21 protein-coding genes are annotated in these 21,495 nt (G+C 67.0%); 11 read left to right on the top strand and 10 right to left on the bottom strand.

What is annotated here, in order from left to right; all coding sequences use genetic code 11:
• Positions 1 to 4: 4 nt before the first annotated feature.
• The 3 genes from SNAS_RS07320 to SNAS_RS07330 are packed head-to-tail and all read right to left on the bottom strand — an operon-like array spanning position 5 to position 2,200.
• Complete coding sequence (locus tag SNAS_RS07320; RefSeq protein ID WP_013016761.1) at positions 5 to 424, bottom strand: hypothetical protein; 420 nt, start codon at positions 422 to 424, stop codon at positions 5 to 7.
• A 35-nt stretch (positions 425 to 459) separates the two neighbouring features.
• Complete coding sequence (locus SNAS_RS07325; protein WP_013016762.1) at positions 460 to 1,659, bottom strand: hypothetical protein; 1,200 nt, start codon at positions 1,657 to 1,659, stop codon at positions 460 to 462.
• A gap of 1 nt (position 1,660) precedes the next feature.
• Positions 1,661 to 2,200: a hypothetical protein gene (locus tag SNAS_RS07330; protein WP_013016763.1), complete on the bottom strand. Its 540-nt coding sequence runs from the start codon at positions 2,198 to 2,200 to the stop codon at positions 1,661 to 1,663.
• A 208-nt stretch (positions 2,201 to 2,408) separates the two neighbouring features.
• Here SNAS_RS07330 and SNAS_RS07335 point away from each other — a divergent pair, with 208 nt between their 5' ends.
• The 5 genes from SNAS_RS07335 (at position 2,409) to SNAS_RS07355 (ending at position 5,550) form a co-directional block, all read left to right on the top strand.
• The gene (locus SNAS_RS07335) at positions 2,409 to 2,897 is read left to right on the top strand and encodes a hypothetical protein (RefSeq protein WP_013016764.1); all 489 of its coding nucleotides are present in this window, start codon (positions 2,409 to 2,411) and stop codon (positions 2,895 to 2,897) included.
• A 31-nt stretch (positions 2,898 to 2,928) separates the two neighbouring features.
• The gene (locus tag SNAS_RS07340) at positions 2,929 to 3,399 is read left to right on the top strand and encodes a hypothetical protein (RefSeq protein WP_013016765.1); all 471 of its coding nucleotides are present in this window, start codon (positions 2,929 to 2,931) and stop codon (positions 3,397 to 3,399) included.
• Positions 3,396 to 4,331 (top strand): hypothetical protein, encoded by a 936-nt coding sequence (locus SNAS_RS07345; RefSeq protein WP_013016766.1) that lies wholly within the window; start codon positions 3,396 to 3,398, stop codon positions 4,329 to 4,331. The genes SNAS_RS07340 and SNAS_RS07345 overlap by 4 nt, the downstream gene beginning before the upstream one ends.
• Before the next feature lie 113 nt (positions 4,332 to 4,444).
• Positions 4,445 to 4,798: a hypothetical protein gene (locus tag SNAS_RS07350; protein WP_013016767.1), complete on the top strand. Its 354-nt coding sequence runs from the start codon at positions 4,445 to 4,447 to the stop codon at positions 4,796 to 4,798.
• The gene (locus SNAS_RS07355) at positions 4,795 to 5,550 is read left to right on the top strand and encodes a hypothetical protein (protein WP_013016768.1); all 756 of its coding nucleotides are present in this window, start codon (positions 4,795 to 4,797) and stop codon (positions 5,548 to 5,550) included. The genes SNAS_RS07350 and SNAS_RS07355 overlap by 4 nt, the downstream gene beginning before the upstream one ends.
• On the opposite strand, the gene SNAS_RS07360 is transcribed toward SNAS_RS07355, so the two are convergent.
• The 5 genes from SNAS_RS07360 to SNAS_RS07375 all read right to left on the bottom strand — a co-directional run bounded on the left by SNAS_RS07360 (position 5,537) and on the right by SNAS_RS07375 (position 11,845).
• Entirely contained in the window at positions 5,537 to 6,046 is a 510-nt protein-coding gene (locus tag SNAS_RS07360) for a hypothetical protein (protein WP_013016769.1), read from the bottom strand. The two genes, SNAS_RS07355 and SNAS_RS07360, sit on opposite strands and share 14 nt — an antisense overlap.
• Positions 6,043 to 7,329, bottom strand: a complete 1,287-nt coding sequence (locus tag SNAS_RS32520) for a tetratricopeptide repeat protein (protein ID WP_144300424.1) — start codon at positions 7,327 to 7,329, stop codon at positions 6,043 to 6,045. The genes SNAS_RS07360 and SNAS_RS32520 overlap by 4 nt, the downstream gene beginning before the upstream one ends.
• A 463-nt stretch (positions 7,330 to 7,792) precedes the next feature.
• On the bottom strand, positions 7,793 to 10,876 hold the full coding sequence (locus SNAS_RS33805; protein WP_013016771.1) for an AfsR/SARP family transcriptional regulator: 3,084 nt from the start codon (positions 10,874 to 10,876) through the stop codon (positions 7,793 to 7,795).
• A gap of 16 nt (positions 10,877 to 10,892) precedes the next feature.
• Positions 10,893 to 11,468 carry a peptide-methionine (S)-S-oxide reductase MsrA gene (gene msrA / locus SNAS_RS07370; RefSeq protein ID WP_013016772.1) on the bottom strand — a complete coding sequence of 192 codons (576 nt, stop codon included), beginning with the start codon at positions 11,466 to 11,468 and terminating at the stop codon, positions 10,893 to 10,895.
• Positions 11,469 to 11,572: 104 nt separating this feature from the next.
• The gene (locus SNAS_RS07375; protein WP_013016773.1) at positions 11,573 to 11,845 is read right to left on the bottom strand and encodes a hypothetical protein; all 273 of its coding nucleotides are present in this window, start codon (positions 11,843 to 11,845) and stop codon (positions 11,573 to 11,575) included.
• Between the two features lie 196 nt (positions 11,846 to 12,041).
• Here SNAS_RS07375 and SNAS_RS07380 point away from each other — a divergent pair, with 196 nt between their 5' ends.
• From SNAS_RS07380 to SNAS_RS07400, 5 genes are all read left to right on the top strand, one after another.
• A complete protein-coding gene (locus SNAS_RS07380; RefSeq protein WP_013016774.1) occupies positions 12,042 to 13,196 on the top strand; it encodes a cystathionine gamma-synthase in 1,155 nt (384 codons plus the stop codon).
• Between the two features lie 71 nt (positions 13,197 to 13,267).
• Positions 13,268 to 14,587, top strand: a complete 1,320-nt coding sequence (locus SNAS_RS07385; RefSeq protein ID WP_169313860.1) for an amidase family protein — start codon at positions 13,268 to 13,270, stop codon at positions 14,585 to 14,587.
• Positions 14,588 to 14,606: 19 nt separating this feature from the next.
• The gene (locus SNAS_RS07390; RefSeq protein ID WP_013016776.1) at positions 14,607 to 15,950 is read left to right on the top strand and encodes a serine hydrolase domain-containing protein; all 1,344 of its coding nucleotides are present in this window, start codon (positions 14,607 to 14,609) and stop codon (positions 15,948 to 15,950) included.
• 52 nt (positions 15,951 to 16,002) lie between these two features.
• A complete protein-coding gene (locus SNAS_RS07395) occupies positions 16,003 to 17,031 on the top strand; it encodes an alpha-hydroxy acid oxidase (protein WP_013016777.1) in 1,029 nt (342 codons plus the stop codon).
• Positions 17,032 to 17,221: 190 nt separating this feature from the next.
• Positions 17,222 to 19,081, top strand: a complete 1,860-nt coding sequence (locus SNAS_RS07400; RefSeq protein WP_013016778.1) for an APC family permease — start codon at positions 17,222 to 17,224, stop codon at positions 19,079 to 19,081.
• Here the strand turns inward: SNAS_RS07400 and SNAS_RS07405 are convergent.
• Complete coding sequence (locus tag SNAS_RS07405) at positions 19,074 to 20,093, bottom strand: enoyl-CoA hydratase/isomerase family protein (protein ID WP_013016779.1); 1,020 nt, start codon at positions 20,091 to 20,093, stop codon at positions 19,074 to 19,076. The genes SNAS_RS07400 and SNAS_RS07405 overlap by 8 nt on opposite strands.
• Positions 20,094 to 20,164: 71 nt before the next feature.
• Positions 20,165 to 20,437: an acylphosphatase gene (locus SNAS_RS07410; RefSeq protein WP_013016780.1), complete on the bottom strand. Its 273-nt coding sequence runs from the start codon at positions 20,435 to 20,437 to the stop codon at positions 20,165 to 20,167.
• Between the two features lie 150 nt (positions 20,438 to 20,587).
• On the opposite strand from SNAS_RS07410, the gene SNAS_RS07415 reads away from it, so the two are divergent.
• A complete protein-coding gene (locus SNAS_RS07415; protein WP_013016781.1) occupies positions 20,588 to 21,379 on the top strand; it encodes a thioesterase family protein in 792 nt (263 codons plus the stop codon).
• Positions 21,380 to 21,495 lie beyond the last annotated feature (116 nt).

Consider the following 21,495-nt stretch of genomic DNA (forward strand, 5'->3'; position numbering starts at 1 on the left):
CGGTTCACGCTCCTTCGGTGTCCGAGTCGGACGGTCGGCCGCGGCGACGCATCGGCGGCAGGAAGTCGTTGCCGATGCGGGCCAGTTCGGTGGCGGCGATGGAATCCTCGGCGCCCAGCTCGGTCAGCACCCGATCGACGAAGTCACCCATCGCCTGGGTGCCCTCCTCGACACTTTGGACGAACTCCAGGGTCTCGGCGATCCGGTCGGCGATGATCTCACCGGCGAGGCGACCCGAGTGCGCGTAGTTGACCGAACCGAGGGTCATCTTGACGCCGTTGCGATACGCAGCGGTCGGGTTGCCGTCGGCCTGGGCGTATCCGGTGGCCTGCGCCTGGCGGATCTGTCGCATCTCGCGGGCGGTGGCGTGCATCAGGTCGACGAACTCGCGCAGCTCGTCCTTGTCGAGACTTATGTCTGTCATTCTCTTCGGGCTCCTTGCCAGGCTGAGGGAGGGAATCAAGTACGGTCGCCAATGGACCACGGGGTGGTCCAGTCGCCGCCGTCCTGAGGGGTCGACGCGACGGCCACGGGGGGATGCTCACCGTTGTCGAGCAGCGATTGGGCGGCCTGACCGGCTCGGTCGACGCTGCCGCGGAAGGCGTTGGACAGGTACCAGACCCGCTTGTAGAGCACCTGGACCACGGTGTCCACATCGGCGCCGGAGTACCAGCCCCAGGCGCTGGCCCCGTCCGGGCTGAGGGCGTGCGCCTGGGCGTCGTCGAGCAGGTCGACGGCCTGCCGGATCCGGCCGATCCGGGAATCCTGGACCGCCTCCACGACCAGTTCGGCGTCGTCGGCCACGTCGCACAGCAGACCGTCCACGATGCGCCACAACCGCTCGCCCTGGTCCCGCAGCCAACCCAGTTCGGTGCCCACCGCCCGGGTGTACCCGGCCGTGGCCTCGGCGTGCCCGGCGAACGCGACCGACGCTTCGCCGCCGCGCCAGGTCTCGCTCAGCTGGCGGGTCTGCCGCTCCGCCGCCGCGGTGGACTGCGCGACCGTGCTGGCCGCGATCGCCACCAGCTCCGCCCGGGTCCGCAGCGCGCCCGGGCGCACCTTCTCCAACTCGTTCAGGTACTCGGTGGGGCGCTTGAAATCCAGCCGCCGCGCCCCCGACAGCAACTCCTCGGCCCGCGTCAGCGTCGACAGGTGCTCGGCGCGCAGCGCCCGCAACCGGGGCCGTCCGGGGGTGTCGGTCTCGAAATTGGGATCCAATGTGGTCGGTACTTCCCCTTCGGTGTGAACCGCCGCGAAGTCCAGCCGGGGACCGGCCTCGTCCGGCCCGGTCGCCATCACCACCCGCCCCGCGAACCGGCTGTTCAACAGCGGCCGCAGGTCGTCGTCGCAGACCGTCCGGGCCAGCTCGACGGCGGCGGCGATATCGGCCCGCTCGAAATCGGCGGCGGCCTTGAACAGGCCGGACGCGGTGTGGCCCAGCCGATCCCGGACCCCCGCCAACTCGGCGACCCGGTTGTCGACGGCGGTGTCCCACCGCTGCCGCACCTGTGCTCCGAACGGCAGCGCGTCGATGACGCCCTCCGGAAGCCTCATGTCGGCGATCCAGCCGCGCAGCGCCTCGGCGGTGATCGCCTCGCCCGCCCTTCCCCTCGCGTAGTCCACGAGGGATTCGGCGTGCAGTGAAAGTTCTTGGTTCATGTCAACTCCTCCCACTGCCATCGTTGGTCTGTTCGGCGGCCTGCCGCCGGAAGTCCGCGGTCACCGCCGCGACGGCGGCGAGCACCTCGACGCGAAGCTCCTGCGCACTGTGCAGGTCGAGACAACCCTTGCGCACGTGGACGTCCATGAAATCGCCCGGCGTCAGCCGCGCGGTCACCAGACCCCGTCTCGACCGCCCCAACGCGGTGATCTGCTCCAGCGCCGTCTCCATGAGTTCCCGATGCGAGACCACCGGGTCCCGCGCCGCCCCACCGCCGCTGAAGGTCTCGTCCTCGTCGACGTCGATCTCGGCGACCAGATCGCGCAACATCCGCGCCATGTCCCGCTTCCGCCGCCGCAGCGTCTGGGTGAACACATGCGACAGCTGCCTCGACAGCGAGGCCTCGTTGTGCCGCTCCAGCGAGCCCTGCGAGAACTCCACGTGCATCTGACCGCCGCCGGTGAAGGCGACCCGGACGGTTTCGTCCGGCGACACGACCTTCACCGACATGGTGTTGAGGCGATCAGCGAGTGTCCCCATGGGCTCTTTTCCTGTTGGGTGCTTCGAACGAGGAACTGACAGAACGGTATTGAGCAATCGGGGGCCGGACCTCACCCGAATGGCCAATTCGGTTTTTTCGCCCCCCGAGCTGCGGCTTTGAGCGAGTTGGCCGTTCGGGGGAGGTCGAGGCGATCGCGGCGTCGCACGATCGAAGCCGCAGCCGCGACCGCGGCGGAGAGGAAGTCCAATGGAGACTCATACGGGCTCGGCCGACCGGATCGCCGTCACGGCCGTGTCGCCGGACGGCAGCGTCAAGGCACAGCTGGCCGACGGTGACGTCACGATGAACCTGAACAGACGGATGCTGCCGAGGCACGACGATTTCTCGTTGGCGCGACAGTGCGGGCTCGCGGCGTCGGGAGCACTCGCCGGTGGCGAGCGAGCGCTGGCGATGCGCGCGGCACGCGACAGCGACGACGCCACATCCGACCCGGAGTACGGGCGGATGGCCGAACGATTCGAAGACGAGCTCAGCCACATAGTCACGTCCGGCCGAAGTGGACCGGTGACCGTGACACTGCGGGGCCGCACCAACGCCGAGTTCGCGCTGCGCCCCCGCACCGCCAACTACCTGGGCGCGGAGCAGCTGGCCCGGCATCTCGCCGCGGCGCTGGCCGAGGCACGCCAAGCGCAGGTGTCTCCCGTGATCGACATATGCACACGGGTCTTCGATTAGCCGACCCGATCCACAGTGAAAGGACAGCTAGATGGGAAAGAACAGCGACAATCTGGGCGCGGACCTCCACCAGCTTCAGATCGCGGGACGCGCGATGCTCCCCGACGTGGGCCGTAGCTACTCGCAGGCCAGCCGCGACCTGCACAACGTCGGTGCCGGTTACGACCCGCGACAACCGGCCATGGGACTCATATTGTCCTTCCGCGACCAGATCCAGGATTATTTCGTGGCAACACATCACGCCATGATCAACAACGGCGCCGCCCTGGTGACGATCGCGAAAGAGTACGCCAAGACCGACTGGGGAGCCGCTCAGAAGATGCGGGAGGACTGGGAGAACCGAATGGCCAGTCCCATACTGAACGAACCGCGACCTCCCATGCCGGAGCCGAAAACGTCGGCCGACGAAACCTACGAGACCACCAGGGAAGTCATGTTCGAACCAGATCCGAACAGTCCCAGCGGGGTGGTCGAAGTGACGAAGTGGGTGCCGAAGCGATGACCGACATCCCACCGCCGCCGATGCCGGTGTCCACCGAAGCGGTTCGCGCCAAGGCACAGGAAGTGGTCGACGCCGCCCGCGACGCGATGAAGCGGCAATTCGCTGGAATGGCCAAAGAGGTGGAAAAGCGTCAACCAGAACTGCTCGGCGACATACCGCTGCGGTTCGACGCCTTCAACTACGGTCTGCCCGAGAGCATGGACACCATGATCACCAGCGTCGAGTACGCGACCGTGGAACTGAATCAGGACAACCTGGGCATGGAGCAGGTCAAGGGCGCGGTCGAGGAATGGCAGGGCAACGCCGCCGACGCGTTCTTCGAGAAGTTCACCATGCCGTTCCCGCAGATCGCCGCCAACCATCTCAACTCCCTGATCGCGCTCAGCACTGCCATCAGGTCGTCCCAGGGCATCATCTACTCCGCTCGGCAAAGCGTCATCAACATCGGCGATCAGACCATCACCGCGCTGAACGCGATCAAACAGAAGAAGAAGACCAGTTGGCAGGAGAAGCTGCTCATCGTCGCCGGAGTGGTCGCCGCGGTCGCCGCCGCGGTCATGCCGGTGTACGGGGCGGCGGCCCTCACCGCCGCCAAGCTCGCCAAGGAGGCCGAAAACGTGCACAAGCTGGCGAAGGCGGCGCTCGTGTTCTCTTTGGGCAGTCAGGCCACGACTCTGTTGCGGGTCGGGACCGAGCAGCCTGTCATCGAAGGAGGCTCGGTTTTCAAGATTCTCGAGTCGATGGACCGGGCGATCGACAAGACCTGGGACGAGGTCTCGGCGGAATCGACACACCTCGAAAACCTCGTCAAAGGTGACATGTCCAAACTCAACCCCGAGGCCATGCTGCCGGGATGCGCCACGGTCCTGGCGGAGGCGATCGACGCCGACGACCTCGAAGTGAGCTTCGCCCAGCCCCCGAAAGACGACTGACCGCCCCTCAGACCATCATCAGTGGTCGCCGGTCCCCGTAGCGCCAGATACGGGGACCGGCTTGTGCACCCACGTATGCGCCCCCGTATGCGCGCGCTTCCTACCCTGGCGCCATGACAGCCGTGGACCCACGTGACCCGAACCGAAAACTCGCGATCAACCTGACCCCGGTCGAGCGCACCGCCGGGTTGCTGGGCGAACAGGCCGAGGCGATCGCGGAACGCACCCGCCTGCTCGTGGTCGACGAGAGCCTCGGCAACTCCTTCGGCAGCCGCGACGTCGACGCCGCCGGGTCCTATCGCAACACCGCCGAGGTGTTCGGCGACGTCGCGAAACTTCTGCGCGACGAACTGAACCGCGGCAAGCGAATCCTCACGACCGTCACCGGCGACTACCGCGCCACCGACGCCGACAACGCGGCCGCGATCGCGCGGGTGACCGATACCGCCGAAGGCGGTCCACGATGAACAGTGCCGGAATCGTCGCGGGCGGCTGCTATCCCGACGATCCACTCGGCACCAAGTTCCCGCAGCCCGTCGACGTCGAGGTCGACTGCGGTGTCTGGGATCTGCGGGCCAGCCCCGAACTGCTGACCCGGGCGGCGAGGTCCTGGCGCGAACACGGCGACTCCACCTCCGGTGCCGCCGAGGAGATCCACCGCTCCTGCCGGGAACTGCTGGACTCCGAACACCTCAAGGGCGAACTGGCCGAACGCTTCGACACCTTCCAGTCCGAACTGATCGCCAAACTGGACCAGTACGAGGGCGTCGCGGAGCGGGTCGCCGAGCAGCTCGACGACGCGTCGGCCAGACTGCGCACCCACCAGGAAACCCTCGACGGTCTGCGGGCCGACATCCTGGCCAAGGTGCCCGGCCACGAGACCAACCGCGGCGACTCACCCCCGGGACCGCGCCCGCCCGTCATGAGCAGCGGACCCGTGGCGCCTCAGGTCACCGGTTGCGTCGCCCCGCCGCCGACCCACATCGTGTTCCAGGCTTCGTCCTTCGAGGACCTGCGCGCGATCGAGGACGCCAAGGCTGAGGCCAAACAGGTGCGCGCCGAGGTCGACCGCGTCAACGACGAGGTCCACAAGAAACTCGACGAGATCGCCCGCGACCTCGGCATGATGGGCCGCGACCTGGTGCCCCAGTATGGTTGCGGCACCGCCGAGGTCAACAACCGCGACCGTCGCCTGCCCGGCGGCTTCACAGCCGGTTGAGCCACTCGCCCTCACCGAGCTGGGCCAGCCGTGCGGCCAGCCGCTCGCGGGCGGCACGGTCCTTAGTGACCACAGCGTTGTAAAGCTCCAGATACGTGGTGGTGTCGCGGGTCGGGGTGTCGACCTCGTCCACTGGCGGCACCGTGACCGTGGGCCGGTTGCGTCCCTTGAGCCGCAGCCGCACCGACAGCCGCCGGTTGTACCTGGTCCGCGCCAGGATCGCCTTGCGCAGCAGCAGTCTCGCCTCGGCGTGTTCCTCCTCCAGCATCGCCGCCCGCGCCACCACGGCCATCGGGACGCTGCGGTTGCGGCACACGCCCGGACTGTCCAGCCACAGCTGCCGCAGCCGCTGGTAGTCGGCGGGATCGTGCGGCAGCGAGACGAACTCCAGCCACAGCGCGTTGCGGCGCCAATTTCCGTCGCGAAGCTCGGCCTCCAGCCGCTTCGCGGCGGCCACCTGGTCCTCGGAGGGTGGGGTGATAATCGCCTCGGTCATCGGTTTCGTCCAATCAGGTCAGCCAGGTCGCTTTGCTCCGCCCGGCGCAGATCACCGGCGGCGGACCGCCGGTCGTGCGCGATCATCGCCTTGAAGGCCCGCCGCATGAAGTGCAGCCGGTGATACTCCGGCCAGTGCACCGTGCAGTTGGGCGCCTCCTCGGTGAACGAGTCGAACTCCGGGTTCGGCGTCCGCCAGTCCGCGTAGTTCTCGGTGAGGTACAGGTCCGGGTTACTCGGCAGCGGGATCGACAGCCCCTGGAACTCCCGCCGCTCGATCTTGAACGGCGTGTTCCACCACCGCACGAAAACCCCGTCGTGCCAAACGTACTCGCCCTCGTCGTAGTACCGGAAGAAGTCCACCGGACACCCGCCCCGGTGTCGCATGTGCACCTTCTTCGACAGCGGATGGGGATCCACCACGAACCGCGGATGCGCGGCCACCAACGCGGTCAACCGCTCGGGATCGAAGTCCTCGGCCCGGATCCCCACGTCAATGTCCCCGTCATCCGACAACGGCCGCCCCACCCGCTCGAACCCCAACGCGGTCCCGGCGGCGAAGAAGAACGGCACCCCCGCGTCGTCCAGCAGCTGCCGAATATCAGCGATCGCGTTCCAAGCCCCCCGCCCGGCCAACTTCGTCGAGTTGTGCACCGGCGCGGCGTCCCCCTCGTGCAGCTGCGTGATCGCGCGCCTGAACAACGCGATCCCCTCCTCCACCCGATGCCCCCTGGCAGCGGCGGTCGCCAACTGCCGCACCGACAACAACAACGCCTCCCGCTCATCCCGCCCGGCGATCCCCTCCCGCCAAGCGCGATACAACTGATCGAACTGAGCCCCCGAGATACAAGCCTTGGCAGCGGCCCACAACACCGAATTGGCCACGGGGAACCGCCGCACCATCTCCACGGCATTGCGATCAGCGGCATCATGATCCAAAGCGTGATACCCGTACTTCACCGTCTGAGCTGCCGACCCAGCAGCGGGCGGATCCAGCAACCGGGCATGCCGAGCCGCGGTCAACGCCTCCCCATAGCGATTGTGATAGGCGTGAAACTCGGCCCGCAGCTTCGCGGCATCAGCAGATTCCGGAAACCGCCGCTCCAACCGCTCCAACAGCGACTCGGCCTGCTCATCCAACCCGGTCCTAAAAGCGGCCCGTGCGGCCACAATGGCGGTCGAATGGTAGCGAACCGGAATTGCACCCAGTTTTCGCATAACGGCGGCAATATCATCCTGAGTGGAGTGGTCGCCGTGGTATTTCAGAACCGCGTAGGTCTTCAACGCACTCGGCGGAAGTACCCGGTGGACGGGGTATCGCGCGATCGTACGGGCGGCGATGGCCCTCGGTCTCACCTGCACAACGGTCTCCTGTTTTCAGTTGGCTGACGTGGGTACCCGAGTTAACTTAGCGCGTCAAATTGGGAGACCGTCGGATTTGCGGACGGTTGACGCAAACGCGCCATAGCCAGTAGGCAATATGGACGGATGAGTTCTCGGCGTGTTTGTGGACGCAGTGTGACCGAAGTCCGTATTTCCCCCTCCCTTGAGGACGGTAAGAGCCCTGAAAACAGCCGTTGATATGACAACCCAATACCGGATCGGCGCGAGCTCCCACCCGATAAGCCGAAACGGCAGGGCCATAGGTCACGGAAAAGTCAGGCTGCCTGGCGAGCGGGAAACGTCCCGGCGAGCGGGCTGCGAGCGGCCTCAGGAGGCGAACCTTCGCGGGGCGCGCTCGTTCGGGTCAGGGATGCGTGGGGAGGGCGGCGAGCTTGGCGCGGAGCTTGGGGGCTTCGGGGACGTCGAGGTCGGTGAAGATGGCGAGGGCTTCGGTCCAGCAGTCGCGGGCGGCGGCGGGGTCGTTGTTGCCTTGGTGGGCTTCGCCCAGGGCGTCCAGGGAGCGGGCTAGGCGGAGTGGATCTTGGTTGCTCGTGCGAAAGATCTGGCAAGCCAGTTCACCGTGCGCCCTTGCTTGCTCGAATTCCCTAGCTGCGCAGTGAACTCGACAAAGGATTCGTGCTTGAGTTCCGTTCAAAGCGTTACTTGACCGATTCGAGTCAATGAGTGTGTTGGTCATAGCCAGATGCTTTCTTGCCCTGGGTACGTCACCTATATCGAGCTGCAATTCTGCAACTTTCTGCAGTGCATCAATTTGCATTCCCACCCGATGTTCGTCACGGAAGATTTGTAGCGCGCTTCCCAAGTAGCTCAACGCTTCCTGAGGCTTACATTTTACGTGAAGTGCTTGGCCAATGAACAGCATCGCCATGGCTTCGATTCTTGTTGCTCCAATTTCGCGCGAGATGGCCAGAGATTGGTGCGAAACGGCAAGGACGTCATCGTATTTACCAGCGTCGCAATATAGATTCCCTAGTGACATGAGTATGGATGCCAAGAGGTTCGGTTTTTGGTTCTTTGTGGCAATGTGACGTGCATGAAGCAAATGACTTTCAGCTTCATCATACCTTCCCATTCCTCGGCAGGCTCTTCCCAAGTTGGAGGCACGGATCATCATTCGCTGTTGATCATTGTTCTTCTCGGCAATTTGAAGCGCTTGTCGCAGGTATTGTTCGGCTTCAAAGTATTCACCATAGCCATAGAGAAGCCTGCCAAGGTTACCGAGGATCTGGCCATGAAGATCTTCGTCTTCCGTTTGGGATAGTAGAGATGCTGCGGTTCTGGAAGTCTCAAGCGCGGCCGTAGTGTCTCCCCCCGCATCGTATATTCCTGCAAGGGAGTTAAGTATGCTTAGCTTGGCCACTATGTTGCGATCTTGTTCTTCAGTTTGAAGAGCGCTTTCCGCGATCTGGCGAGCTATGTCTGTATTGGCTCCTTCGTTCGCAAAACGCGCAAGCTCTCTCACTAGAATCCACAGTTCGCCATGGTGTTGAAAAGCCGCGCACGCCGCGACGACATTGTTAAACTCGTGAAAGCGAGGTTTGGATGAGTCGCCGTACCAATTGACAAGTCGGCCTACGGCGTCGTTGCGAGCTTGCTCCGGAAGTCTCACGGATGCAAGAGTCTGTGTGTATTCGCGCACGAGGTCGTGAAATCGGAAACGACCTGCTTGAGGTTGTTCAAGCAAATGAGCTGACTGTAGTTCTTGGAATGCAGACTGGACCGTGGTTTCTGAGGTCTTCGTAATTGCCGCGGCGAGGGAGGATGTGAAGTCGTCTCCAGGAATAACGCCCAAGTATTGGAAGACGCTTTGCGAGGCATCACTTAGCGCGCTATACGAAAGATTGAAGACGGCGGTGAGATTTGTGGTGTTGTCGCCTTCAATACTTAGCTGCGATAGCCGCGAACCACCTTCAAGCTCGTTTGCAAGCTGTGCGAGTGACTTATTCGGATATTGAATGAGGTTTGCGGCCACCACCCTCAGCGCCAACGGTAGTTGCCCACATAGTGCACACACGCGACGAGTCGACTCGATGTCCTCCAGCGCACGTGGGCCGAGAATGTTCGTGAACAAGTCAAGAGATTCGTTGGGGCTCAGAGTATCCAGATTCACGTGCTCTGCGCCGTGAGTGGTGGCGAGGCTGGCTAGTCGGTTTCTGCTGGTAACAAGCGCCAGGCTTCCGGACCCTTCGGGCAACAACTGCCCGACCTGTTCGGGCGAGCGTGCGTTGTCCAACACCACCAGCATGCGTTTGTCAGCCAACAACGACCGGTAAAGACCAGCGGCTTCCTCCAGATCGGAAGGAATGGTGTTGGCGGGTTGTCCCAATGTTCGCAGCAACCGAGAAATCGCCTCATGCGGAGTCAAGGGTTTGCGTTCATCGAATCCCCGCAGGTTGATGTACAACTGCCCGTCCGGAAAGTTCTCCCGCCTCGCATGGCCCCAGTGAACGGCCAGCGCGGTCTTGCCTACTCCGCCGATTCCTGTGATCGCAGTGACGATCCCCGTACGCACCCCACTGTCCCGCAAGCGGTCAAGAGCTGCCAGATGCGCATTACGACCGGTGAACGTCGCGACGTCCGTAGGCAACTGAGCGGGAACAGGGCTCTGAGGCTTGGCTGCGGACACGGCGGTGCCTTGCCGCGAAGCACTGTCCAGCAAGGAATTGGAGGATGCTGGCTGAGGGAGAAGCACTGGGTCGTCCTGCACTATCCGGACGTGTAGATTCATGAGCTCGGTTCCAGGGTCGAGTCCCAGCTCATCGGCGTAAGCTTTACGGAATCCATCGAAAAGGCGCAATGCTTCCGGGGTGCGATGCGCTTGGTGAAGGGCATGCATCAACCGAGCAGTAAGCCGCTGTCGTAGAGGGTGCTCGCCAACAAGTTTCTGAAGTTTGGGGATGACGCGTTCGGGTTCACCGAGTACCAACGCAGCTTGGGCGTATTCCTCGTAGGTGGACAGATACATGTCATTCAGGCGAGCGGCGGCAGAGTCCACAACCTGGCCCTTGAATCCGCTCAGTGCTGGGCCGCGCCATAGCGCCAAGGCGGTACGAAAGCCATCGAAGCCTTCTTGCCACCTGCCGGTTTCTATAAGTTGCCGAGCTTTTCGCGTTGCCGATTCGAATCGGCGCAGGTCGAGATTTTCTTCAGCGATGTTGATGCGGTACTCCTGGCCAACCTGCTGAACGAGGCCGGGGTGAAAGACCTCCAGTTGTCGTCGCAGTGCCGCTACGGCGTTTTGTACCTGCCGTCGTGCTGTCACTGGGGGATCGTCGTTCCAAAGCAGGTCTACCAGCCACGGCAACGACACTGTTCGTCCAGTGCTCAACAGCAAGCCGGCAAGGATCTTTGGATGCAATCGACCTGTGATCTTGATTCGCTCGGAACCGTTCCAAACCTCAAGCGCGCCAAGAATCCGAAAGTCCACGGCGTAACTCTGTCACCTACCGGGCGACACCAATAGGACAGCTCATCCCGTTCGGTCCGTGATTGCAGTATCCATTCGGATTCTTGTCGAGGTACTGCTGGTGGTAATCCTCCGCGAGGAAGTAGTTCGGCAGCGGCTGGATCTCAGTCGTGATCGGCCCTAGCCCAGCGGCCGTCACCACCGGCTGAAACGCTTCCCGCGATTCCTCCGCCGTCTTCAACTGCTGCTCGGAAGTCGTGTAGATCACCGACCGGTACTGAGTTCCGATGTCGTTGCCCTGCCGGTTCCCCTGTGTTGGGTCGTGGTTCTCCCAGAACGTCTTCAGCAGCGTTTCGTAACTGACCTTCGCCGGGTCGTAAACCACCTGCACTACCTCGGCGTGCCCCGTCGTCCCGGTACAAACCATCTCGTAACTCGGCGGACTGTCGCTGCCCCCGCTGTAACCCACTGAAGTCGTATAGACCCCGTCCAAACGCCAGAACAATCGCTCCGCACCCCAGAAACAGCCCATTCCGAAGACGGCAACTTCGTGCCCAGCGGGCACCGGCCCGTCGATTGCGGTGTTCAACACGGTGTGGACGTTGTCACTCATGCCCTCCAGTATGCGTCGGACACAAAAGTGGCGGGCCCGGATTCAATCCGGGCCCGCCTAGCCGCGAGCGATGCCCAACGCTCCGGCGTGTTAATCAAGCTGAACTAGATGGCACCCTGTTCGTCGATGGTGCCGTCGTAGTTGGTGTCGCTCATCGCCGAGTCCTGTTCACCGTCTCCGTCGGAGTCGTACTGGACGTGGTCGTAGACACCGTCGTCGTTCTGGTCGAAGCCCGAGACGTCGTTGCCGCCGTCCGTGTTCAGGTCGACGTCAACCTGGTCGTAAACACCATCGTTGTTGTCGTCGTAACCGTAAGCGGTGTCGTCCTCAACGCCGTCGCCGTCGAAGTCTCCGGTGGCAATGTCCGGTTCAGTCATTTCTGTGATCCTCTACCCAGTTGTTGTTGTGTCTTTAGGTTGTTTAACCCCTTGAACGCTTACGACCATACGAGGCCGCGGCGGGTCATTGAATCACAGATTCGTGCCACCGTCACCCCCTAGGACCTGCGGTAACTCCGAGTGCACCCTCGGTGGCCGCTATCCACGCCAGTCGTCCTTAAGCGTCAGTTAGCGTATGCCCATGACCAAGGACTTTCCGGGCTTTTCCACGCGCGCCATTCACGCCGGACAGGAGGCCGACCCCCGCACGGGCGCGGTCGTGCCCCCGATCTACGCCACCTCCACCTACAAGCAGGACGGCGTGGGCGGCATGCGCGAGGGCTACGAATACAGCCGCACCAAGAACCCGACCAGGCGAGCTCTCGAGGAATGCCTTGCGGCACTTGAGGAAGGGCGTCACGGCTTCGCCTTCGCCTCCGGTATGGCCGCCGAGGACACCCTGTTGCGTACCGTGTGCCAGCCCGGCGATCACGTCGTGATCCCTGGCGATGCGTATGGCGGGACGTTCCGGCTGTTCGACAAGGTCGCGACCCGTTGGGGGCTGAACTACACGCCCGCGAAGTCCTCGGACGTCGATGGGGTGCTGGCCGCGATCACGCCGAACACGAAGATCGTGTGGGTCGAGACGCCGACCAACCCGCTGCTCAACATCACCGACATCGCCGCTGTGGCCGCTGTCGCGCATCAGGCGGGGGCGATTTTGGTTGTGGACAACACTTTCGCGTCGCCGTATTTGCAGCAGCCGTTGGTGCTTGGGGCGGATGTGGTGGTTCATTCGACGACGAAGTACGTGGGCGGGCATTCGGATGTGGTGGGGGGCGCGTTGGTGGTCAACGACGATGTGTTGGCCGAGGGTTTGGCGTTCCACTCGAACTCGATGGGGGCGATTTCGGGGCCGTTCGACGCCTGGTTGACGTTGCGCGGGGCGAAGACCTTGGGGGTTCGGATGGATCGGCACTGTGACAATGCCGAGAAGATCGTGGGGTGGCTGGGCCAGCGGGAGGAGGTCGCGGAGATCTTCTACCCGGGGTTGGAGACGCATCCCGGGCATGACATCGCGGTGAAGCAGATGCGGCGGTTCGGCGGGATGGTGAGTTTCCGGATGGCGGACGGTGAGGATGCCGCGCTGCGGGTGTGCAACAGCGCTGAGTTGTTCACGTTGGGGGAGTCGTTGGGTGGGGTGGAGTCGCTCATCGAGCATCCCGGGCGGATGACGCATGCCTCGGCGGCGGGTTCGCCGTTGGAGGTGCCGTCGGATCTGGTGCGGTTGTCGGTGGGGATCGAGGATGTCGAGGACCTCATCGCTGATTTGGCGCGGGCGTTCGGGTGAGCTGGCCACGGGCTACGGCTCGGCAGATAGCGCACGCGGTGAGACGGGGGGACGCGACGGCGGCGACTGTTGTGGCCGAGCACATCGCTGAGGGGGAGGCCAGGGCCGCCATCTCTGGGGCGTTCACCGCGGCGAGGGGGCGCAGTGCGCTCGCCGAGGCCAAGACGGTGGACGAGTTGCCGGACTTGGCGAGTTTGTCGTTGGCCGGGGTGCCGGTGGCGGTTTGTGAGCGGTTTTCGGTCGCCGGGCAGCACACTCGGCATGGGTCGAACGCCGCTGTGCTGCCCGTGGCGTCGAGGGACCATGAGGTGGTGCGGCGGTTGCGGGGCGCCGGGGCCGTGGTGATCGGGTCGACGCGCTCGAGTGAGTTGGGGTTGTGGGCTTCCACCGATGACGGGCAGGGGCCGTTGGCGAATCCGTGGCGGGCCGATCGGGGGGTGGCCGGGCCTTCGGGTGGGGCCGCTGTGGTGGTCGCCGATGGGACGGTGCCGTTGGCCGTGGGTAGTGACGGGCCGGGGACTGCCGGGGGTGTGCGGACCACCGCGGCGGCCTGTGGGCTGATCGGGGTGAGTGCCGAGCATGATCCCGCCGAGTACCGGGAGAACACCGCGGGGTGGCTGTCGGGGGCGGCGGGGGTGCTGGCCACGACCGTGGGGGACGCGGCGGAGGCGCACGCGGTGTTGACGCGGACCCGGCCGTCGGTGATCAGTGAGCCGCACCGGTTGCGGATCGCGGCCACCGATCGGCCGCCCATCGGTGGGGTGGGGCAGATGCGGGGGCCGATCAATCCGGACGCCGAGACGGTGGAGTCGCTGTTGGAGGTCGTGCGGACGTTGACCGATCTGGGGCACGACACCCGCAGGTTCGCCCCGAACCTGGGGACGCGGGCTTCGGGGGCCTCGTTCACGGCGTGGGCCGCGGCGGCGGGGCAGCGGGCGGCGCGGTTCGAGCGGGCCCGGTTGCAGCGGCGGACCCGGCGGCTGGCCGCCGTGGGGGATCGGACGCTGCGGGGTGGGTTGTCGGTGCTGTTCGGGGACGGGGCCCGGACGCGGGCGCACGTCGTGGAGTGGTTCACCGACCATGGGATCGACGTGCTGGTGACCCCGGCGTTGGCAGCCCCGGCGGCGCCGGGGGAGAACTGGTCGCGGATGGGCCTGCGGGAGAACCTGCGCGCCAGTGCCCGGGCGGCCGCGTTCACCGCCGTGTGGGGGCTGATCGGGTTGCCCGCGTTGGTGTTGCCCGTCGGGACGCGTGCCGACGGGCTGCCGTCGACTATTCAGTTGATCGCGCCGCCCGGTGGTGGGGCGGTCCTGTTCGACCTGGCATCGCAGCTGGTCGATGTGTGTAAGCCCCGTCGCTATCCCCCGGCGGTTATTGCGGACGGGGCCTGACTGCGCATAGCGTGTGGCAATGGGTATCGAGGAGAAACTGGAACGCGCGGCGCGTAGGGCGCAGGCCAAGGGCCGGGTGCCCGCGCTGTCGGTGGCGTTGCGTCGCGATGACCGGCCGTTGTGGACCTTTCAGGTCGGGGACGCCGGGCCGGGCAAGACCCTGGACGACAACACCCAGTTCCGGTTGGGCTCGATCACGAAGACCTTCACGATGGTGCTGGTGATGCAGTGCCGCGACGCCGGACTGCTCGATCTGGACGACCCGATCGGGGAACACTTGGAGGGCAGCGGGACCCGGACGATCCGGGACCTGCTCAGCCATCGGTCCGGTATCCGCCGGGAACCGGCCAACTACGACTGGGAGTCCACCGAGGCGCCCAGTGTGGACAAGATCCTCGGTGAGCTGACCGCCGCCGAGCAGGTGCTGCCGCCGCAGCGTCGGTTCCACTACTCGAACCTGGCCTTCGCGGCGTTGGGGCACCTGGCGGCGCGCAAACGCGGCGGGTCCTGGGAGGAGGTCCTGGACGAGTACATCCTGCGTCCGTTCGGGCTCAAGGACACCACCGTCGAGGCGCGCGACACCGCCGCGACCGGTTACCTCGTCGACTACTACACCGACCACGCCCGCGCCGAACTCGGCGAGCCCATGGGCGGCGCGGCCCCGGCCGGACAGTTGTGGAGCACGCCCGCCGACGCCTCGCGCTGGGCGGCGTTTTTGGCCCACCCCGACAGCCTCGACCCGGACGGCAAGATCCTGGCCGCCGCGACCCTCGCCGAGGCCCGGCACCCGCACATCGTCCGCGACGAGGCGAAGTGGAACAGCGCGATGGGCCTGGGCCTGATGCTGGAGAACCAGGGCGATCGCGTCTACAACGTGGGACACAACGGGGCCATGTTCGGCTATCTGGCCGCGGCCTTCGGACGCGTCGGACCGGACGTCCCCAAGGGACTGGGCGTGGCGACCATGGGTTCCTCGGGCACCGGCGGGGAGGCCATCGATCTGGCCGCGGAGCTGCTGCGGCTGTCCGCCGAGGAGGACCCCGCCGATATTCCGGTGTGGACGATCGGGGAACCGGCTCCGGCCGAGTACGCCAGCATTCTGGGCCGTTGGTGGAGCGAGGGTTTCGGGTTCGACTTCCATTGGCGCGACGGCGCTCTGCTCGCGCGCGCCGACGGCGCGCCCGCCGACCTGCCGCCGTCGGTGTTCGCCCCCGACGGTCCCGACCGGATGCGCACCGTCTCCGGCCGCGAGGCCGGGGAACTGCTGGAGCTCGTCCGCGACGACGACGGCCGGGTCGTGAAGATGTACTGGGCCACCTACCCCGTGCTGCGGGAACGGCACACGCCGCTGCTGGGTGGCTGACTCCGGCGAATAACCCCGTGCCCGCGACGGCCGTTTGGGCGAGGATGGCGGGATGCGTTGGATCGACGAACTTCCCGACCGGGCCCGCGAACTGCTGCCGCCGCCGGTGACCGAGTACTTCGGCCAGGGCGCGGCGGCGGGGATGTCCACCGCCGAGGCCGCAGCAGCCTGGGACGCGCTTCGGTTGCGGCCCAGAGTGTTGCGGGACGTGTCCACCGTGTCCACGGCCACGACGGTGCTGGGGCAGCCGGTCGACACCCCGGTACTGGTGGCGCCGACGACCTTGCAGCGGCTGGCCCACGACGAGGGTGAGTCGGCCACGGCTCGCGGCGCCGCGAGCGCCGGTTCGCTGCTGGAGGTGTCCACCAACGCGGGCACCCGGTTCGAGGTGCTGGGGCGGCAGGGCGCGCCGTGGTGGGTGCAGGCGTACATCGTCCGCGACCGGGGCTTCAGCGTCGAGGTCCTGAAGCGGGCCAAGGCCGCCGGTGCCGGGGCGGTGGTGCTGACCGTCGACACTCCCGAGGTGGGGCACAAGCTCCAGGCCGGGGACAGCGTGTGGGACCTGGTGACCGGCGATCAGTTGCAGGCCAACCTGGACACCGACGGGCTGCCCGACGGCGCCCTCGACAAGGCCCGCGATCTGACCTTCGCCGACATCGGCTGGCTGCGCGAGACCGTGGGACTTCCCGTGGTGGTCAAGGGAGTGCTGCGCGGCGACGACGCCCGCGAATGCGTGGCCGCCGGGGCGGCGGCGGTACAGGTGTCCAACCACGGTGGCCGCCAGCTCGACGGGGCCGTGTCCACCGCCCGCGCGCTGCCGGAGATCGTCCGGGCCCTGGACGGCACCGGCGCCGAGGTGTACGTCGACGGCGGACTGCGGCGCGGCTCGCACATCCTGGCGGCCCTGGCACTGGGCGCCACGGCGGTGTTCGTCGGCAGGCCGGTGCTGTGGGCGCTGACGGTGGACGGCGCGGACGGGGTGCGGCGGCTGTTGGCCGACCTGACCGGCGAACTGCGGCACGCGATGACGTTGGCGGGCGCCGCCAGCCTCGACGACCTGGCCCCCGACCTGGTGGCCTGACAGCGGCCGTCGGGCCGGAGCGCGCGATGGCGCCGGTGAGCGCGATGGCTTGAGGGCGGCTGTCGGGCCGAGCACGTGGTGGCGAGCGCGAGGGCCTGACCGGCGTCAACACGCCGTAGCGATCGCCGGGGAGCGCGTCGCGAAGGCGTCAGGAACCCTGTCGCCGCACGCGGAACCGCAGCACCGTGGAGTGGTGACCACACCCCTCAAGCTCCATCCCGCCCCCGAGCACGACGAACCCGAGCCCCGGCGAAAGTACAGCCCACCCGCCGGGGCGGCCGCGCGCGACGACAAGCACCGGCTGACCGTCTGCGGCGGGCTGGCCGCGCTGTCGTTGGACGCCATGGCATCCGTCGCCTACGGTCCCGAGGCGATCGTGCTGGTGCTGGCCGCCGCCGGGGCCTACGGACTCGGGTTCACGCTGCCGGTGACGATCGCCATCGCCGTCCTGCTGGCCGTGCTGGTGTTCTCCTACCGGCAGGTCATCGCCGCGTTCCCCGGCGGCGGGGGCGCCTACGGGGTGGCCAAGGCCCGGCTGGGCAAGCACGCCGGTCTGACCGCCGCCGCCTCGCTGGTCCTCGACTACGTCCTCAACGTCGCCGTGTCCGTGGCCGCGGGCGTGGCGGCGCTGACCGCGGCCGTCCCGCAGCTGGCGCCGTACCCGGTGCAGCTGAGCCTGGGCGTGCTGGCGGTCATCACCGTCATCAACCTGCGCGGCGTCGCGCAAAGCGCGCGGGCGTTCATGCTGCCCACCGTCGTCTACGTGCTGGCGATCGGGACGGTCATCGCGGTGGGCCTGTTCCGCGACGGCCCGGCCGCCGCGCCGCTGCCGTCGTCCGGCGCGGTCGAGACCGTCGGGATCCTGTTGCTGCTCAAGGCATTCGCCAACGGCTGCGCCGCCCTGACCGGCGTGGAGGCGATCGCCAACGCGGTGCCGTCGTTCCGGCAGCCCCGCGCCAGACGCGCCCAGCGCACCGAACTGGCGCTGGGCGGGCTTCTGGGCGTCATGCTCATCGGTATCGCCGTGCTGATCGAGAAGTTCTCCATCCACCCGCAGGACGGCACCACGGTGCTGGCGCAGGTCACCAATGCCGCGCTGGGACACGGGATCGCGTTCTACGTCGTCCAGTTCGCCACCATGATCCTGCTGGCGCTGGCCGCCAACACCTCGTTCGGCGGGCTGCCGGTGCTGGCCCGGCTGCTGGCCGCCGACAACTACCTGCCGCACGTGTTCGCGCTGCGCGCCGACCGGCAGGTGTACCGCTACGGGGTCGGCGTGCTGGCCGGGATCGCGGCGGTGATCCTGGTCGTCTCCGGCGGTGACATGAACACGCTGGTGCCGCTGTTCGCCATCGGCGTCTTCGTCGGCTTCACGCTCGCCCAGACCGGCATGGTCGTGCACTGGTGGACGCACCGGGAGTCCGGCTGGCGGTGGCGGTTGGCGCTCAACGGTTTCGGCGCCGTGCTCACCGCCGTGGCCACAGTGGTCACCACGGCGACCAAGTTCACCGAGGGCGGCTGGCTGATCGTGGTGGCGTTGCCGCTGCTGGTCTTCGGGTTCCTGCGGGTCTGCGGGGCGTACGAGTCGATCGGGGAACGGCTGCGGCTCGGCGAGATCCCGCAGTCCCCGGCGACGCACCAGCCGGTGGTCATCGTCCCGGTCCACAGTGTTTCGTCGCTGAGCCGGGAGGCGCTGTCGGCGGCGATGTCGCTGGGCGAGGAGGTGATGGCGGTGCGGGTCGTGTTCCCCGACGAACCGCGCGACAGGCAGCGGTTCCTGAAGGAGTGGGAAGCCTGGCACCCCAACGTGTCGCTGGCCCTGGTCTACGCGCCGCACCGCGACCTGGGCAAGCCGGTCGCGGAGTTCGTCAACCGCAACTACCGGGGCCGACGGGTGTTCGTCGTCATCGCCGAGATCGAGCCGGAACGGTTGTGGCAGCGACTGTTGCGCAACAACCGGGGCAAGGTCCTCGACCGCGCGGTGCGCAAGCACACCAGTGCGGTCAGCTGCCGGGTCCGGTACAAACTGGCGGGACCGCGCCTCAGGTGAACATGCGCGCGACCTCGTCGGCGGTGACGTCGGCGAGGCCGTCGTGCCGCCAGCGGGGGTTGTCGTCGCGGTCGACCAGCACCGCGCGCACCCCCTCCACGAAGTCGGGTTCGGTGACGAAGTGGCGGCCCAGCCTGCGGTCCTGGTCCAGGACCTCGGCGAGGGACATCGTCGCGGCCTTTCGGATCGCGGCCAGCGTCACCGCCACCGACAGCGGACTGCGCGACGCGATGACCTCGGCGGCGCGGCGGGCGGCCGGTTCGGGGCGACCGCGCAACGCCGCGACGATCGCGACGGCGTCCTCACCGCGATAGCAGGCGTCGATCCAGTCCCGCTCGGCTTCGAGTTCGGCCGGCGGCGGGACGGGCAGGGCGAGCTCGGCCGGTGGCGTTCCGGCGGCGAGAGCGTCGATGATGGACTCGATGTCGGCGGGTTCGACGACGGTGTCGGCCAGCCCGCACAGCACCGCGTCGGCCCCGGTCATCGGCAGGCCCGTCAGCGCCGCGTGCGTGCCCAGCTCGCCCGGGGCGCGGGACATCGGATGCAGGCCGCCGACGTCGGGGAAGAACCCGATCGCGGTCTCGGGCATCGCGACCTTGGAACGGGGAGTCGTCAGGCGCAGCGAGCCGTACGCGGAGATGCCGACGCCGCCGCCCATCACCACACCGTCCATGATGGCCACGAAGGGTTTGGGGTAGTCGGCGATGGCCGCGTTGAGCCGGTACTCGTCGTCCCAGAAGCTCTCGGGGTCACCGACCTCGTGCAGGATCGCCTCCCGCAGCTGCCGGACATCGCCGCCCGCGCACAGTCCCCGCTCACCCTCGCCGTCGATCACCACCGCGCGCACCGACGCGTCGCTCGCCCAGTCGTCCAGCTGCGCCAGCATCGCGGCGATCATCGCGTGCGTGAGCGCGTTGATGGCCTTGGGCCGATGCAACCGGATCCGCCCCAGGACGCCGTGCCGCGCGAAACCCACCTCGTCGGTGGCGATCCGGCCCGGATGAAACTCCATGGTCACCTCTCCTGCTCGGGTCGTACCAGTATCGACGGTGGCGGAGGTCACCCGAGCGCGGCGAGGCGCGCTCAACCGGTGATGCGGAAATCCCGGGCACCGACCGGGTTCTCGGACGAGGCTGCGACCTCGTCCACTCGCGCGGCGGGCGGGCCGACGCGCAACTCGCGCTCGAACGCGGCGACCGCGGCGTCGGGGCCCTCGACGTACGCCTCGACCCGGCCGTCGGCCAGGTTGCGCACCGTCCCGGTCAGCCCCTCCCGCAGCGCCACGTCGCGGGTGAACGCCCGGAAGAACACGCCCTGGACCCTGCCCGACACGAGGAAACGTTTGGCGATGGCCATGGCGTCATTGTCCCGTCCACGGGGCGGGACGCCGAGGTGCCCGGCCGGCGTGGTGATGTGATCCACGCCCCTGGGCACGTTCGCCCCGGCCGGCGGCGATCGTCGTGGTGCTTTGATGCCGTACCACCCGAGCAGAACCTGGAGGCAGCGGTGACCAGCGTCGACAGCTACTTCGTCCGGCTCGACGACCGGCGGTTCCGGCCGACCCGGCTGACCGGTGGTGCCTGGACCACCAGCGAACAGCACATCAGCCCGATGATCGGCCTGATCACCCACGCGGTGGAACGGTTCTGCGCCGACCGCGGCCCCGATCGGCTGGAGATCAGCCGCATCAGCGTCGACATCCTCGGCGTGCTCACCCTGGACGAGTTCAGCGTCGACGTCGAGGTCACCCGGCCCGGCCGCACCATCGAACTGCTCGAAGCGGTCGTGGTCTCCGGCGAGAGGCCAGCGGTACGGGCCCGGATCTGGCGCTCGATCACCCAGGACACGGCGGGCATCACCGGCGGCGAGGACGAAACGCTGCCCGCGCCCGAGACGGTGGAGCCGATCGACCTGACCGGCGTGTGGCCCGGCGGCTACATCGAATCGCTGGCGGCCCGTCCGGTCGGGGCGGTCAAACCCGGCCGCGCGACCGTGTGGATCGCGACCCGGGCGGTGCCGGTGCCGGGAGAACCCGTCAGCGACTTCGCCCGGCTGATGGGCCTGGTCGACACCGCCAACGGCCTGTCGGTGCGGGAAAGCCCGGACAGCTGGCTGTACCCGAACCTCGACCTGACGATCCACCTGTTCCGGCGGCCCAGCGGAGGCTGGCTGGGGCTGGACACCACCGTCGTGTTCGGCGCGGCGGGCCACGGCGTGACCAGCAGCCACCTGCACGACACCACCGGCCACTTCGGATACGCGCAGCAGAGCTTGACCATCCGCCGCCGCACCGCCTGACCACCCGACGCCTCGGTCAACCCGCGCACCGCGCGCGCCTGCCTCGGTCGCCCCGCGCACCGCACCGGCTGAGCCCACGCGCCAGCATCGGCTAGGTCGCGCGCCGCATCGGCCGA

This window comes from Stackebrandtia nassauensis DSM 44728 (assembly GCF_000024545.1).
GTDB lineage: Bacteria > Actinomycetota > Actinomycetes > Mycobacteriales > Micromonosporaceae > Stackebrandtia > Stackebrandtia nassauensis.

What these genes read in the sequence shown, in the direction of transcription:
- SNAS_RS07320 (WP_013016761.1), bottom strand. Translation starts at nt 424, where the DNA reads ATGACAGACATAAGTCTCGACAAGGACGAGCTGCGCGAGTTCGTCGAC.
- SNAS_RS07325 (WP_013016762.1), bottom strand. Translation starts at nt 1,659, where the DNA reads ATGAACCAAGAACTTTCACTGCACGCCGAATCCCTCGTGGACTACGCG.
- SNAS_RS07330 (WP_013016763.1), bottom strand. Translation starts at nt 2,200, where the DNA reads ATGGGGACACTCGCTGATCGCCTCAACACCATGTCGGTGAAGGTCGTG.
- SNAS_RS07335 (WP_013016764.1), top strand. Translation starts at nt 2,409, where the DNA reads ATGGAGACTCATACGGGCTCGGCCGACCGGATCGCCGTCACGGCCGTG.
- SNAS_RS07340 (WP_013016765.1), top strand. Translation starts at nt 2,929, where the DNA reads ATGGGAAAGAACAGCGACAATCTGGGCGCGGACCTCCACCAGCTTCAG.
- SNAS_RS07345 (WP_013016766.1), top strand. Translation starts at nt 3,396, where the DNA reads ATGACCGACATCCCACCGCCGCCGATGCCGGTGTCCACCGAAGCGGTT.
- SNAS_RS07350 (WP_013016767.1), top strand. Translation starts at nt 4,445, where the DNA reads ATGACAGCCGTGGACCCACGTGACCCGAACCGAAAACTCGCGATCAAC.
- SNAS_RS07355 (WP_013016768.1), top strand. Translation starts at nt 4,795, where the DNA reads ATGAACAGTGCCGGAATCGTCGCGGGCGGCTGCTATCCCGACGATCCA.
- SNAS_RS07360 (WP_013016769.1), bottom strand. Translation starts at nt 6,046, where the DNA reads ATGACCGAGGCGATTATCACCCCACCCTCCGAGGACCAGGTGGCCGCC.
- msrA (WP_013016772.1), bottom strand. Translation starts at nt 11,468, where the DNA reads ATGAGTGACAACGTCCACACCGTGTTGAACACCGCAATCGACGGGCCG.
- SNAS_RS07375 (WP_013016773.1), bottom strand. Translation starts at nt 11,845, where the DNA reads ATGACTGAACCGGACATTGCCACCGGAGACTTCGACGGCGACGGCGTT.
- SNAS_RS07380 (WP_013016774.1), top strand. Translation starts at nt 12,042, where the DNA reads ATGCCCATGACCAAGGACTTTCCGGGCTTTTCCACGCGCGCCATTCAC.
- SNAS_RS07390 (WP_013016776.1), top strand. Translation starts at nt 14,607, where the DNA reads ATGGGTATCGAGGAGAAACTGGAACGCGCGGCGCGTAGGGCGCAGGCC.
- SNAS_RS07395 (WP_013016777.1), top strand. Translation starts at nt 16,003, where the DNA reads ATGCGTTGGATCGACGAACTTCCCGACCGGGCCCGCGAACTGCTGCCG.
- SNAS_RS07405 (WP_013016779.1), bottom strand. Translation starts at nt 20,093, where the DNA reads ATGGAGTTTCATCCGGGCCGGATCGCCACCGACGAGGTGGGTTTCGCG.
- SNAS_RS07410 (WP_013016780.1), bottom strand. Translation starts at nt 20,437, where the DNA reads ATGGCCATCGCCAAACGTTTCCTCGTGTCGGGCAGGGTCCAGGGCGTG.